Origin of the sequence: Candidatus Mycosynbacter amalyticus (assembly GCF_025273655.1) — a bacterium.
In the GTDB taxonomy this organism is placed as follows: Bacteria; Patescibacteriota; Saccharimonadia; order Saccharimonadales; family Saccharimonadaceae; genus Mycosynbacter; species Mycosynbacter amalyticus.
The window spans coordinates 412484-427509 of sequence record NZ_CP045921.1; the positions used below are offsets into that span (position 1 = coordinate 412484).

A 15026-nucleotide genomic window follows, 5' to 3' on the forward strand; every position below is an offset into this window, starting at 1 on the left:
CTTTTATTTTTGTCATTTGTAAAATGTACGATCTAGATAGTCTTTTGTCGGGCCGCGGCGGCTTACTGGCTCACAAAGACGTTCATCGGGAGAGCATGATGCCTGCTGTCTATGGTATGATGTTCAGCTGCTATCTCTTTTCATTCTGTGCCACAGTCTCGGAATTACCTCGAAGCAAACCGTCACCAATATGATGAACAACACCATCCTCAGATCCCAATTATATTTATCTAGTACAAGGGCAACGATGATAAGCGACAAAAGTATTACGCCCATCGCCATATCCCAGCCTTCACGACTATACACCCAGCCAAATCGTACTATATAGTCTTCGGTGTTGGTCAAATCACCACCGCGTACGTTGTTGAGACCCTTTTCTTTCATGAGCTGGCGTGTGATTGTGTTCTCATACGTTTCCGCATGCTCTTTACTCACAATGCCTAGATCTTCAAACTTTTCAATTTCAATCGGCTTGTGCACCTTTGTCCAGTAGGCACCACGAATACCGAGTTGGTGCTCGCGAAAACGTGCCTCTGGCGTTTTCGATGTGATACCTACGTACCACTTTTCATTCTCAAGCTTGAGGATGTAAAGCCACCAACGTTTCTCAGACATCATCGACAAACACACGTATAAACTTGGTGAACTTGTCTGCTATGCGCTCGATCACACTGCTACGCTCCCGTATGCCAGGCGTTTGCGTTAGTGTGCGCACATAGTCGTCTTGCCTAGGTTTGCGTCCACTATACGAATAGTCCGCGATGAGCTTTTCTAGTCGTTCGGTGTCTAGCCCTTCTTCACTGGCAAGTTGCTCGATCGCCCTCTTCTCTTCGGCGCTCCAATACTTCTGAAACTCAACGTCTACTTGCTCGCTGTCGGTGATGTCGGGGAGCCAGCCGCTTATGAACTTCTCGATCAGTTCACGTTTGCTACGGAGTTTTTCGTCGCCGCTCATCAGGTCATCGATCTGTTTGTGCAGCTTGGCTTTTTCGGTGTCGTCGGCATCGACGTACCTTGCAAGCAGGCGTAGTATGTAGTCGACATTTATCTCGTCGCGACGCACGAGCTCTAGCTCGAAATCTACTTCGTTGAGTATCGAATCTTTCTCCGCGTTGTCACCTTTGGTCTCAAAATATAGGTCGAGATATTTGCTTTTGTAATCCTCGAATTGCTGTGCAGTCATAGCCGTGTCGTCGTAGCCGAAATCGGCAAAGCTTAGCAGTACATTGCGCGTACGCATGACTTCGCGAAACAGCTCTACGAAATGTCGCTTGGCTTCCTCGCCTACAAGCATATCTACGTCACCTAGGCTCGGTGTATATGCTAGGAGTGCTGTCACTTGGGCGTCAAACTCGTCCACGTACGTTTCGTACGATTTGAGGAATATCGTTTCGCTGGCGTCTTTGTCGCTAAACAAGCGCACAGCTTCGTCTGTTCGCTTCTTGAGATTGCGAAACACAACGATATTACCCTGTGATTTGACTTCGTTCAGTATGCGATTGGTGCGGCTATAGGCTTGTAGTAGTCCGTGGTAGCGTAGGTTCTTGTCAACGTAGAGTGTGTTGAGTGTCTTGCTGTCGAAGCCTGTCAGGAACATATTAACCACCAGTAGGATATCGATTTCGCGTGACTTCACACGTTTGGCGATGTCTTTGTAGTAGTTGTAAAAGCTTTTGCTATCACGTGTTGTGTAATTGGTGCCAAACATAGTGTTGTAGTCGCCCATGGCACGTTCGAGTACGTCGCGCGAGTGTTCGTTTATCTGGGCGCTGCCTGCCATGTCGATATCAACTTCGTCGATCATGCCGTCGGCATCTTTGTCTTCTTCGTTGGCTTGGTAGCTGAAGATCGTCGCGATTTTGAGATTGTGACTACGCGCAGCAAACGCATCGTAGTATTTGCGTAGTACATCCGTCGAACCTACGCACATCATGGCGGTGAAATCGCGGTTATGCGTCTTGTAGTCGTGATTCGTGATGATATAGTCAGTGATTTTATCTACCCGTGCGTCGCCTTCCATAGCTTCGCGCGTATCGATAGCTTCTACGTCTATGTCGATATTTGTCTTGCTATCTTCGCGTTGTTTGAACCGCCCTACGTATTCCACGCTAAACTTCAGTACATTGCCGTCGTTGATTGCATCGGTAATGACATATTCGTGCAGGCACGCGCCGAACAAATCCGCCGTAGTGCGTTTGCCGAAGCGTGAATTAAAAGTCGCGTTCTCTGCTTTAATTGGTGTACCGGTGAAGCCAAACATCTGGTAATTTGTGAAGTATTCGGTGATATTGCGATGTGTCTCGCCGAACTGAGAGCGGTGGCACTCGTCGAAGATGAAGACGATTTTGTTGTCACGTACGGATTCCATTGCGCTGGCATGGCGCTCCCGTTTGATGGCATTGTCGAGCTTCTGTATGGTCGTGACGATGAGCTTGGTGTCGGGGTCGCTGAGCTGCTTCACGAGTGCTTGCGTATTATCGGTGCCGTCGACACTCCCCTCTTTGAAACTGTTGAACTCTTTGATCGTCTGGTAATCGAGGTCGTTGCGGTCGACGACGAACAGCACTTTGTCTACCGCCGGGTTTTCTGTCATGATCTGCGCCGCCTTGAAGCTGGTGAGCGTCTTGCCGCTACCCGTAGTGTGCCATATATAGCCGCCAGTGTTTGATCCGCTGTCGACCTTTTCGATGATGCGCTCTACTGCGTAGTATTGATATGGGCGCAACACCATCAATACTTTGTCGGTTTCGTTGAGTACGATGTATTTGGTAATCATGCGCGAGACGTGGCATTTCTCCAGGAAATCACGAGCGAATTCGTCGATCTGACTGATACGCTTGTTTGCTTTATCCGTCCAGTAAAACGTCTGTTTGAAACTCGCCTTTTTGGTGCCGCCGTAACTCACGCTATTGGCATAGTATTTTGTGTCGACGCCGTTGCTAATGACGAAAAGCTGTACGTATTGGAATAGGCCGTTTGCGCTGGCGTAACTGTGGCGGCGATAGCGATTTATCTGGTTGAACGCTTCTTTGAGCTCGATACCACGGCGTTTGAGCTCGATTTGCACCAGTGGTAAGCCGTTAATCAGTAGCGTCACATCGTAGCGAGTGCTATACTCGCCGTCATTTACAATCTGTTGCGCCACTTGGTACTCGTTGTGGCACCATTTGGCCATGTTAATGAATTCTATATAGGCGCTAGTGCCGTCATCGCGCACGAGGTGCATTTTGTCGCGCAGTAGCTTGGCGCGGTCAAACACGTTGCCTTTGTCTAGGTGGTTTACGACGCGTTTAAACTCCGCGTCGCTCAGTGGTGTATCACCAAGCTTCTCGGCGTTGTGCTTTTCTAACTGGCACTTGAGGTTCGCGAGCAACTCGTCGTTGTCTGCGATGATGACGCGCTCATACCCCTGCTCCACGAGTTGGGCTACAAGGTTGTTCTCGAGGGTTTGTTCAGATTGGGTTGTCATTGTTTTTATTTTATTCCAATAATCTTCTTCAATTTTGATCCTATGCTTGTGATGCTTATTCTCTGAAGATCCTCGAGACATTTTTCAGCATCATTTTTGTGTTTCACTGGAGTATATCCAAAATCGCCTTGTCGACTCATATAAAGCTTATCGAATATATCTAGCTTCTGATTATAGTTTTCGAGAACAGCCTCGGCATTTTCGGAGCCCGATTCGTCAATAGTGTTTTTCGTTATATCTGCAATCGCACGCTGTTTATTGATTCGTATTTGTGCAACATCCTCACCGAAAGACTTATTGTTTTCCGTAATAGCTTCATCAAGTAACCTAGCGGTCTGATAGAAGTCCGTAACCGTCTCCCATTCGTCTTTGTCGAAGTCTGCGGAAAACATATGACTATATTTCGACCATGCATCCTCGCGTAATATGTTAAAGTTTAGGTTACTGAGACCGCCTTGACGCACGGCATCTTTTACCTTAGGAATGCACCTTTCGATATGCTGTATCTCTAAATAAATAGAGTTTGCAGCCGCTCTTTTGCTGTCTTTCTTTTGACGCGTATAGATATAGAGAGCAACCAGGCCTGCTATAAGGGTAACGACCGTTTGCAGAAAATTTGAATTTAAGAGTTCCCAGGCAGCTTCCATCTACTTAGCCTCTTTACTTCCTAATTCCGACAGCTTGTCAATCGTTTTAATATCAAGCTTATTAAGTACGTCTAGCATTGCAGACATAGATTCCACTTCATCCTTGCTTGGTATCTTGCTGCTCTCTAGTGACCGTATCTTTTCTTGTTGTGCCTCGATCGTTACATATGCACGTTCTAATAGATCGCGCATTTTTTGTATCTTTTTATCGCTATCACCTTCGCTAAAATCGACAGTTGTCTTCAATGAGCCAAGTAGCTCACTGATATTACCCGCATTATTGAGATTGTCATAATCGCTCATTTCTATATTTTTCCTTTCATATAAACATCCTCTGCAAAAGTCCCTTCTTCCACTGCTTGGCGGCGGTGAGGCGGGTTTGTTCTGCTGCTATTTTATCATCGAGCGCGATGAGGAGGGCGGCGATTTTTTGTTGTTCCTCTTTTGATTTTGGCAAAGTAAGCTCAATATTGAAAAAATCTGAAACGCCGATATTTAGCAGACCGTGATTTCTTGCGCCCTCTTGGGCTACTTTTTCAATTTCAGAATCTTGAAGCCCATATACGAAAACTTGCTCGAAAAAGTCATTATCATTTGAATCTTTTGCTCTAAAACAGATATATAAGGTCGATACGATTCCCTTGGTGTACAGGTTTAATTTTTTGATTGCACCCATCGGATATCCGGCTGAATAGCTTTTGTTGTATGCAAAGTCTCCCATGGTAAGCATGAAATAGTTTGTTACATTCTTTGCGGCAACAATCTTACTAAAGAAATCGGTCTGACTTATAAGTCCCTGCTGTGCAGAAATGGTAAGTACATTTTGATTGTTTTCTTTATTTTTGTCTGTAACTCGATCAAATAGATCTCCGAGTCGCTTTTTCTCCCACTCAGGATATGGATTTCCGTTTTCGTCCCTGAAGCGAATAGCCTGGGTGAAGATTTTTTGCATGACACCTTTTTTATACTTCTGTAGCAGCTCAAGCTTTTTCTCGCCCGCCGCAATCCGCTCATCGACGAGTGTCAAAAATTCGGCAATTTTTTCCTGCTCTGGTTTTGAAGGGACGCTAAGTTTGGTTTTTTGAAACTCACCCTTACTAATAATTGGAACAGCTTGCTCTCCGGCAAGCAAAGATATTCTTCTAGATAAGCGGCTCAATGCCAAATAAACAAAGTCGTCGTCAACATTATTATCATCTCCAATCACGGAATTGATTTGCTGATTGGTTGTGCACTCTATCGTAGCCTGGGCTGTTTTCCCAATCGTTGATCCTATACATACAAACAAAGTGCTACCTACTGGTATAGGTCTAGATTTTTCAAAGCCTTTCTGCGATAATTTTGTTCTTGTATTTGTTACATATCGTCCACTATTCATGTCAGCGGGGCTAATAAATAAAAATTCATCACCGTACAGGCTCATATCTGCGGTACTCGGAGTGCTACCGGTAACTACTCGAGCAATATCGCCAAGCTTCTTTAACTGCCATTTATCAGTAAACGCTGGAAAACGAAGTTGAGGAGTCACTTCTGCGCCTCTTGAGCGAGTTTACTGTACCTCTTCTCGTTCTTCATCCAATTACTTCGATGTTTAATAGACTGCTTCGACTGCGTTAGCCTCCAAGAATCTTTGACCGGCTCATAACCCAGCGCAGCTAACAACTTGACTGCGTACTCTTCGTTCAGCGCAAGGCGCTTTTTGACCTCCGAAAGTCTCCACTCGCCCTTCTCGTCTAAAAATTCTCTCAACTGATACGGATAGCGTACTCCATTTTTCTCCTTCCAATTATGAACCAATTTTCTGAGACCTCTATAACGCCTGAATTGCCACACTCTAATCATCCCCCGGTAGCCTAGCATTCCGAGAGAAAGGCTGCTGTCTAGGAAGCCAATCAAGTCAAACGTATCGCCTCCAAGTGCACCAAGACCGTCGGGAACTCTTACATAGACGTGATATGCACTACCTTTTACATATCCATCTTCAACAAGTTCACTAACTTCACGAAAAGTCCAATCATAAGATAGAGGCATGTAGCCATCGAGAATTTTAATGCCCCCATCTAAATTGAGTCCGTATTTTATTCCGAAAGTTGAATGCCCGTCACTACCATGTTTTGACTCGGAGCTAAAGGGTACAAGTGAGAGATGTAGAGGAGTTGCTTCATTAATACTTTCGTAGCCCATTTTTTTCTCAGCAACCTCTTTTGTGCTTTGAATCTTCCGAAGAGCAAGCACGCGTATCGAGTCGCTGTCTTTCACGCTTTCTTCGAAGTCATACTTAATGATACGCCCAAGATTGTCCGTATCAGTGAGTCTCAACGATATTATAGCTTTTGTCATAGCACTAAAACGGCGATCTAACGCCGAGCTCCTTGGTGAATTTGGCTATCTGCGCGTCAAGGTCTGAGGTTTTGGCGTCGACGACTCGCAGCTCTGATACGACAGTATCGAGGTCAATCTCTGCTTCTTCCTCGAATGTATCGACGTAGCGTGGGATGTTGAGATTATAATCGTTTTCTTTGATTTCCTCTACCGTCGCGACATGGCTGTATTTGTCTTCGCTCTTTCGCGCGGCGTATGTCTCGATAATCTTGTCGATGTCGCTCGAGCGAAGGCGGTTTTGGTTTTTGCCTTTTTCGAAATGCTTACTGGCGTCGATGAATAGCACGTCGTCTGCTATCTTGCATTTGCGGAACACTAATATGCATGCTGGGATGCTGGTGCCGTAGAACAGATTTGCCGGCAGGCCGATGACGGCATCGAGATAGTTGCGCTCTATAAGCGCTTGGCGAATCACACCTTCTGCCGCGCCGCGAAACAGCACACCGTGTGGCATCACCACTGCCATAGTACCGCTGTCGCTGAGCTGGTAGACCATGTGTGAGATGAACGCGTAGTCTGCCTTGCTGCTGGGCGCGACCTTGCCCCATGGACTGAAGCGTTCGTCTTGTGCGTTGAGAGGGTCGCTGTCGCCCGCCCATTTGGCGCTAAAGGGTGGATTGGCGATGACGGCCTCGAACCTGTATTCAGTATGTCGCGGATCTTTGAGCGTATCGTCTTGTTTGATATCGAACCTATCAAAATGCACATCGTGCAAAATCATATTCATACGAGCAAGATTGTACGTGGTATTGTTCATCTCTTGACCGAAATATTCGTCCACCTCAGCGTAGCGGCCGATACGCAGTAGTAGCGAACCCGAGCCACAGGCTGGGTCGTACACGCTTTTGAGCCGCTTCTTGCCATTCGTGACGATACGTGCGAGTACTTGGCTGACTTCTTGCGGCGTGTAGAATTCTCCAGCCTTTTTGCCTGCGCCGCTAGCGAACTGGCCGATGAGGTATTCGTAGGCGTCGCCGAGGATATCGATCTGGCTGTTGCCGAGCTGGAAATCGATCTTGTCGAGGTGTTTGAGCACCCTGGCGATCAGTTCAGCACGAGCGTTGACTGTCTTGCCGAGTTTGGTTGCGTTGAGATCAAGTTCCGAGAACAGCTTATCGAAATCTTCCTCGCTGTCGGTACCCATGGTGCTGCTTTCGATATTGGCGAGGATACGCTGCAAGTCTTCTATGTAATCGTCGAGTTGAGTGCGCTCGGCCATCTTGCTGAAAAGCTCGCTCGGAAGCAGAAAATAGCCGAGATGATCAAGCGCGGCTTTGCGCACTTCGTCGATAATCTCGAAATCGGTGTCTGGCACGTCTTTGTATACGATATCCTCACTTGCAAGCAAGTCGGTATCTGCGTAGAGCTCCAGCTTTTCGGAGAGGTATTTGTAAAAGATGAAACCAAGAATGTAGTCACGAAACTCATCGGCGTCCATCTTACCGCGGAGCTCGTTGGCAATGTTCCAGAGTGATGTTTGGAGTTGTTTTTTCTGATCTTCGGACACTGACGGTTCCCTCTCTTTTGTACTAGCTTAATTATAGCGAGGTACTTGAGATTTTGCCAGTGAAGAGATTTTCACCCGTGAGAACTACACGTCCATCCCGATATTGCGCATGGCGTGCTTCATGCTACGTAGCGTGAAGTATGCAAGGTCGAGATGGCGTTGTTCGGGTGAGAACTCACGATCAAACATTGCACGAGCTGCAGTATCGTCTGTAGATTCTAGCTGTTCGAGGTGTAGAGCTGCATCAGCGCGAAATTGCAGCGGCGTGGGTAGATTGAAAAAATCCATATTAATGTGATCGGAATCGTCATTTAGATCTGCGATAGTGATTGCGGTTGCTTCATCTTCGTCGTCTTGTGGCATGTTGGTGCATGTGGCAACAATCTCGTTGCCGCCCATGTCGAGATATTTCGCATTTTGACATACATGGAGCTTCTCGTCTTCGGTATCAATATGCACTTCTACTGATTGGATGGCATTGACAGGTTCGGCTTGTTCGAGCGGGTTTGTATACGCACCGTAGACATACCGGGCTAGGTGTTCGGGCAATGCTACGTTGTCTAGTGCGCTAGTGGCGCAGAAGTTGTAAGTGACCATGGAGAAATCTGCACTTGGATACTCGCGAGTTGCCATAAAACCGTATTGTGTCGTGAGTGCGCTTGATAGCATTGAAGATTCACCGCGTTGGCGTAAATAGCTGTCTTCTCGAACTGGATCGGTATGAGTGAGCTCGACGGACCACTCACCGACTTTACGCTCACGAAATCCACGGTGGACTCGTGCAAGTCGATTGAGTTCTAAGAGCAGCGCGTCTGTAGTGTAGTTGGCGCGGCCGGCGGCGATGCGTTCATGAATAGATGGCTTCATAGTGCTCTCAATGTACTACGGCAAAGGTAGAAAGAAAAGCATAAGGGGGCAAAAGCCCGGCCTCGCTTTGCTCGTAGATTCACCAAGAATAACACCCGTCGCGGGGATGAGTGTTATTCTCGGTGACTTACCGGTCCAGCGCAAGATGGTATAGCTATTCTAGCTTTACCATCGACTAACTATTGTCAAATCAAAGATTATGACAATAGTCGAACCCTCCGGCGTTCGATTCCGGCGAATGAATTCGCTCATAGAAAAAGCCCCAGACATGAATGCCTGAGGCTTTTTCTATGGTGACCTTACCGGGAATCGAACCCGGATTGCCAGGATGAGAACCTGATGTCCTAACCGTTAGACGATAAGGCCAAATTCTGAGTGATGCGTGTCAAAAATTAGCTAGCTCATTTTTGACCGAATCCGAGGAATTTGGAGCTTATATGGTTGCGAGGCAATCCATATAGGGCTATGTAATAAACCTACCCTACTCTACCAAAAACTCCTACCCCTGTCTAGTCGTCGTGCTGCGTGCTATCGAGTGATTCGATGATGCTCAGGAGCTTGCGCGGAGTGATATCTGCTTTGATTAGGTAGCCGTCGGCATGATGCTCCATCGCCATGCGCGATTCTTCGTCTTGTTCGAAATTTGTCAGTACCAGCACTTTGCTGTTGGGTATGAGGTCGCGCTCTTTGGTGCGAAGTGCGCCAAGGATATCGCTACCCCGCCGTTCGGGCAACATGACGTCGAGTAAGATCAAATCGTAAGGCTTGTTGCGAGCGGCTACTAAACCGTCGTTGCCGCTCACCATCCAGTCAACCTCGTAGCCTGCTTTGCGAAGGCTACGCACATACATTTCCCCTATCAGGCGGTCGTCTTCGATACACAGAATTGTTTTGATGGCCATGGCGGTTTACCCTCGGTACATGTTATGGTTGGTGATCCAATTTGATTTCTTCTTGATGACTTTCTCGTTGTTCCCATTATCGCTTTCTTTGAGTTTTTGTTCAACCGTGGAGTAAATGGGCAGGCTAAACGTAAATGTCGAACCTTTGTTTTCTGAACTGTTGACGCTGATGTTGCCGCCGTGGGACTCTACGATAGCTTTGGAGATGTAGAGACCGATGCCAGAGCCAGCGACCTGCTCTCGTGAGCGGTGGCTGCGATAAAACTTGTGAAAGAGATTGTGCACCACGCCATCCGGCATGCCGATACCGTTGTCGGAAACGGAGACCTCGATCGTGTCGCCGACGGTCTGGGCGCTAACCTTGATGATACCGCCTTCGTTGCTGTATTTGATCGCGTTGTCGATGAGGTTTGAGAATACTTCGGTGATGCTATTGGCGTCGGCTGCAACTGTGGGGAGGTCATGCGCAATGTCGACTGCCAATATACGACCAAGCGTGGCTGCACGCATTTCCATGTCGTGTGCGATAGAATCATAGACTTCGTATAGGCGTTGCTCGGTGAGTTCCACGCGGTAATGTTTCTTGTCGTAGCGCGAGACATTGAGAATGTTGTTGATGTAGGTACTCAAGCGATTGGCAGAAACGACAAGGCGGCCGAGGAGTGTTTTCTGCTCTGCGGTGAGCTTGCCGTCGAGTTCGTCGTCGAATACGTCGAGATAACCGCGGATGACAGTGATAGGGCCACGAAGCTCGTGAGCAGCAAATGCGATAAAGTCGAGATCTTTCTCATCTGGTTCGTACTGGTCGGTGCGATCTTGGATAATGAGTACAACCTCGGCCTTACTGTCACGGTTGTAGCTGGCAACGATGTCAAATATACGAGGGTCTGATGAACTATCGGGATTGGTGTGGACGCGTGTCCAGAGTTTTTCGCCACCGAGTTTGGTTTTTGCGCAATCTTTGAGCCAATACTCGAGCGTCACGTCACCGCTGTCGAACATGAGATCGAGCGAGCGGACGCCCTGGGGATTTGTGCGTACGGGTGCGTGAGTGCTAGCGTACTCGATATCTCCAGATGGGCCGAAGACGACGAGGCTAGATGATGTACTTGCGAGCGCATCCTCGAGTAGTGGAGCAGCGGTATTTGTGTTGCGGCTACTGGATGGCGCATGTGTATCGTCTCCTGTATCGCGGGCATAGGTGAGTCCGTAGATGAGATCGAGCATAGGCTTGGTGCCATCTTGTTCGTAGCGTTTGGCATTTGGGTTTGGTGGTGTGACAGACGACTCTTCACCGGCGACATATGAGAGGGCTGATGTGATAGCGCGCACTGGCTCGATGATAACTCCGAGCGCGATGATGTTGACAGCCAGCCCGGCCGCAAGCGCCAAGCAGATGAGCGCCCAAAAAAGCGGCTGCTCATGAGTCAGAATGCCCGATACGAGCATAGCACCCGCGAGTACTCCGACACTGACAAACTGGAAAATCACTATGATGATGAGACTGGTACGATGATGATGTCGATAGAAGTCGTTGATCTGGCGCTTAGGCTTGTGCGACGAATGCTTGTCTACTGCCATGAGACACCTCCCCCGTCGTTGACCGGTACGGCGCTGATCCAGGTCTTGCCGCGTGGCAGCGGAAACTCTTTGCCGTCTGCTTTGTTGGTGAAAAACATCTGCTTCTGCATGTTTTCTTTGTGCCAGGTGACCTCGACTGCCTTGCCGCCAGATATTACGACGGCGTCGCCAGTGCCAGATGTGTGGTAGTTTTCGCGCCAGCCGTCTTCCATGACGGTGTCCATCTGCTGCTTGAGGACTACTAGCACTTGTGTGCTGATCTGACCTTTTTCACGGTCTATATGCGGTTTTCCGGCGTGTGATCGTAGGTATGTGTTGCTGCCGGCATCGTACTGCCACGAGCTGTTGTAAGTAGGGCCGCTCATCGTGACATTGACTTGGTTTGCCGTGGCGCCGGCAATCGGTGTATCACCGCGAGGGATTGCCTGTGCGTTGGACTGGTTATAGCCACGCGATGCGTTGAGTCCATCGAGTCGGGCGAAGCTGGTATAGACATTGTGCGGTGCATAGCGATCAGTTGCGCGCCAGTATGTACCGCTATTGAAGAATTGGTCGAGATCTTTGTGGGTGCCGTTGCGAACTTCTTGGAGAGCAAATAGACTACCGCCTACATGGGCTATGCCAGCATCGTATGGAGTGATCCAGTCGAGATAGTACATGCGTAGGCTCCGTACGGGGCCTATAAGTTCGGGTCGTTGCTGCTGATAAAGCGCGGCGAAACGCGTAATACCACCTTCTGCGATAGCCTCGTACACGGTGTCTGCTTGCTGCAAGCCGGATTGCGGGCGAGCATCCGGGCTATTCTCTATCATGATGGCGGTGATGTTACCTTTGGTGCTGGCATCGTCTGGTAGCTCGAGTCCAGTGAGCGGCGAGTAATATTTGGCTGATACGACAGGTTTTTTGGGTACGGCGTGCGTGAGCGGGACTGATATCTCTGCGACCGGTTTTTGGTAGAAGATAGTGAAACTTATCAGACCGGCGGCCATCACTAAAGCAACTCCGGCTGCGAGAGCCGTCACTTTTTTGTGTTCCACCATCCATGCGGTGAGCGCCTGTGCGTGTTTGTGGGCGTCCATGCTTATGCTTAGTATAGCATAACAGACTAGTCGTCGAGTGCGTGAAGTGCGCGGTCTATGCGAGCGATAGTGATATCGCGACCTAGGGTGGCAAGAGTGTCTGATAGTGCAGGACTAAACGGCGCCCAACTGACTGCGAGTCGAATGAGGCTAAGCAGGATACCAGGTTTTTCGCCTGTGGTCTCGAGGAGCTGATTAAGGGTCTCTTGGAGTGTGGATGGCTCAAACGCGACGCTCGTGTCTGCAAGTGTATCGCGTGTGGCGGTGAGGAGGCTACGGATCTGCTCGTGCTCGAGTTTGCGAAGCTGTTTGTTATCTGCGAGCATGAGCCAGTTTGGGTCAGGCTCTTCGAAGAAATAGCTAGTGAGTATAGGTAGGTCGGCGAGCGTCTTGAGGCGATCTTGGACGAGCGCAAGCACTTCCCTCTTGTGCTCGTCGCTGGCACCTGCCGCGGCCGCCGGCCAGAAATCCGTCACACGCTCTATGAGCTCGTCGAGACTCAGCATGCGAATATGCTGGCCATTGAGCCACAGTAGGCGCTTTTCGTCGAAGCGTGCTGGGGATTTCTGAACCCGGTCGAGACTGAACTTATCGATTAGTTCTTGTACGGTGAAAACTTCTTGCTCTGTACCGTCATTCCACCCGAGGGTAGCCAAGAAGTTCATCATGGCTTCTGACAGGTAGCCTTCGCGGCCGTACTCTAGGACGTCTTTGGCGCCGTCGCGTTTGCCAAGCTTTTTTTTGCCGTCGATAGCCATAACAAACGGCAAGGTGCCGAGCGTAGGCCGCTCGATTTCCAGTGCTTCGTAGAGATTGAGAAACTTCGGTGTGCTACTAATAAACTCTTGGCTACGCAGCACATGCGTGACACCCATGAGCATATCGTCGATGATATGGCAGAAATTGTATGTTGGGTAGCCGTCGGATTTGACGAGGATGAAGTCGTCGATAGCTTCTGGACCGGTAGATAGATCGCCCATGACAGCATCATGCCACCGGTATTCTTTGGGGTCCGAGCGGAAACGTAGTGGCTGCGAGCCGTCCCACTCTGGCGGGTTCTCTGGGCGATGATGGCGATACAGAAACGGTCGTTTCTCGGCTTTGGCGAGTTCACGAAACGCGTCGAGTTCGTCGCGGGTGTACGGGTCGGCGTAGGCGCGTCCGCTTGCGACGAGTTTGTCTGCCCACTGTTTGTAGATGTCGAGACGTTCTGATTGGAGGTATGGTCCGTAGTCACCACCTTTGTCGATTCCCTCTTGCCAATCAATACCAAGCCAATGTAAGCTGTCTTCTATTTGTGCGATACTGCCCTCGACTTCGCGAACTTTGTCGGTATCTTCGATACGGAGGATGAACGTACCTGCGGCTTGCTGTGCGATAAGCCAGGCGAACAGCGCGGTGCGAACGCCGCCAACATGCATGAAACCGGTAGGACTGGGAGCAAACCGAGTACGAATATGTGTCATTACCTACAGTATAACAGATTGAGTATAAAAAATGCGCCCCTGCCATAGAGAGGCGCACGCGATAGATGCTGGTGGCCGCTAGACGCTAGTAGCGATTTTGCGGATCTGATCTGGTGAGAGAGGCGCGTTACCATCGATTGTATACAGGATGCCACCACTCACCCATGCCGCGTTGCCTTTGTAGCTGTAGATGGTGATGCCTTTTTCCTGGGAGGTTGTGTAATCGTCACCGGCTTTTTCGCGGACATAGTTTTCAAGAAGGGCGCTTGAATCCCAGCTGCTCTTAGATTGCTTAAGCGTAAAATCGCTCGTGCCGGTGTTGGCTGCAAACTGCATTTGCACCTGACCGTCACTATATGCAACAGGTCCATTGAGACGATAGCCATCTGGCTGATAGCCTGGGTACGACGCATCGATACCTGCCTGTGCAGCAGCGACACGGACAGATAGATTTGGCACATTGAGGTATGTCAGGTATCCACCGAACAGTACGAGTGCAAAGCACCCAAACACTATGCCAGTAAGGCGGCGTTTGTGTGAGCGGGTTTTGTGTTGCTTGGCGTGATGCTTTGGCGCGCTGTCTATGGCTTCATTGATAGCCGCCTGCTTAATAATGCTTGCACTTGGGAGCTGGCCCGCTGGTGCAGCTTTTTTGGCGGCCTGAGCATGATGTGCTCTGGTGGCAACTGGGTGTGGACGATGCACATCGGCGGATGCTGACTGCACGGCAGTCGGACGCGCAATAGGTTGTGCAGTGGGCCTGAGATCAAGAGATTTTTTCGTCTGAGCGAGTTTTGGGGTATGCGCGATTGGCTTGCTAGCAATTGGCTGCGGGCTAATGCGAGGCTGTGCGTGCTGCGATACTGTGTGAGCGGCCGGCTTAGGAGTGTGATTCGCTTGAGGTTTTTTGGTGAATTTGCGATTGAGGGTGGTTGATTTTTGGGTTTTTTGATGGATGTGTTGCGAAGCTGCGCCATGACGAACAGGCTTGGGCGCTACAGGCTCGACTGAAGCGGCCTGAGCACCGCGTAGTGCAGCACGAGAAGTGTGCTCGGCACTGACTGGCAAACCGGTGCGCGCATCATATTCACGACCATTAATAGTTACTGTCTGTTTTTGACCCATG

13 protein-coding genes and 1 tRNA gene are annotated in these 15026 nt (G+C 49.3%); all 14 read right to left on the minus strand.

Features of this window, described 5'->3' with window-relative positions; translation table 11 throughout:
- Positions 1 to 123: 123 nt before the first annotated feature.
- Positions 124 to 618: a GIY-YIG nuclease family protein gene (locus GII36_RS02265; protein WP_260764148.1), complete on the minus strand. Its 495-nt coding sequence runs from the start codon at positions 616 to 618 to the stop codon at positions 124 to 126.
- Complete coding sequence (locus GII36_RS02270) at positions 608 to 3469, minus strand: type I restriction endonuclease subunit R (RefSeq protein WP_260764150.1); 2862 nt, start codon at positions 3467 to 3469, stop codon at positions 608 to 610. The genes GII36_RS02265 and GII36_RS02270 overlap by 11 nt, the downstream gene beginning before the upstream one ends.
- A 5-nt stretch (positions 3470 to 3474) precedes the next feature.
- Positions 3475 to 4116, minus strand: a complete 642-nt coding sequence (locus GII36_RS02275) for a type 2 periplasmic-binding domain-containing protein (RefSeq protein WP_260764152.1) — start codon at positions 4114 to 4116, stop codon at positions 3475 to 3477.
- On the minus strand, positions 4117 to 4419 hold the full coding sequence (locus tag GII36_RS02280) for a hypothetical protein (protein WP_260764154.1): 303 nt from the start codon (positions 4417 to 4419) through the stop codon (positions 4117 to 4119). It lies immediately after the preceding gene.
- Between the two features lie 16 nt (positions 4420 to 4435).
- Entirely contained in the window at positions 4436 to 5644 is a 1209-nt protein-coding gene (locus GII36_RS02285; RefSeq protein ID WP_260764156.1) for a restriction endonuclease subunit S, read from the minus strand.
- The gene (locus GII36_RS02290; RefSeq protein WP_260764158.1) at positions 5641 to 6456 is read right to left on the minus strand and encodes a hypothetical protein; all 816 of its coding nucleotides are present in this window, start codon (positions 6454 to 6456) and stop codon (positions 5641 to 5643) included. Before GII36_RS02290 ends, GII36_RS02285 begins: the two co-directional genes overlap by 4 nt.
- Positions 6457 to 6460: 4 nt before the next feature.
- A complete protein-coding gene (locus GII36_RS02295; RefSeq protein ID WP_260764161.1) occupies positions 6461 to 8005 on the minus strand; it encodes a type I restriction-modification system subunit M in 1545 nt (514 codons plus the stop codon).
- 84 nt (positions 8006 to 8089) lie between these two features.
- Positions 8090 to 8872, minus strand: coding sequence for a hypothetical protein (locus tag GII36_RS02300; RefSeq protein ID WP_260764163.1), 783 nt, complete (start codon positions 8870 to 8872; stop codon positions 8090 to 8092).
- A 291-nt stretch (positions 8873 to 9163) separates the two neighbouring features.
- Positions 9164 to 9238 (minus strand) — tRNA-Glu (locus GII36_RS02305).
- A gap of 143 nt (positions 9239 to 9381) precedes the next feature.
- Positions 9382 to 9774 (minus strand): response regulator transcription factor, encoded by a 393-nt coding sequence (locus GII36_RS02310; protein ID WP_260764165.1) that lies wholly within the window; start codon positions 9772 to 9774, stop codon positions 9382 to 9384.
- Positions 9775 to 9780: 6 nt separating this feature from the next.
- Positions 9781 to 11355, minus strand: coding sequence for a sensor histidine kinase (locus tag GII36_RS02315; RefSeq protein WP_260764167.1), 1575 nt, complete (start codon positions 11353 to 11355; stop codon positions 9781 to 9783).
- Positions 11346 to 12434: a DUF3048 domain-containing protein gene (locus tag GII36_RS02320; protein ID WP_260764169.1), complete on the minus strand. Its 1089-nt coding sequence runs from the start codon at positions 12432 to 12434 to the stop codon at positions 11346 to 11348. The genes GII36_RS02315 and GII36_RS02320 overlap by 10 nt, the downstream gene beginning before the upstream one ends.
- A gap of 26 nt (positions 12435 to 12460) precedes the next feature.
- Positions 12461 to 13900, minus strand: a complete 1440-nt coding sequence (gene gltX / locus GII36_RS02325; RefSeq protein ID WP_260764171.1) for a glutamate--tRNA ligase — start codon at positions 13898 to 13900, stop codon at positions 12461 to 12463.
- Between the two features lie 78 nt (positions 13901 to 13978).
- Positions 13979 to 15025 carry a DUF4367 domain-containing protein gene (locus GII36_RS02330; protein WP_260764172.1) on the minus strand — a complete coding sequence of 349 codons (1047 nt, stop codon included), beginning with the start codon at positions 15023 to 15025 and terminating at the stop codon, positions 13979 to 13981.
- Position 15026: the final 1 nt, after the last annotated feature.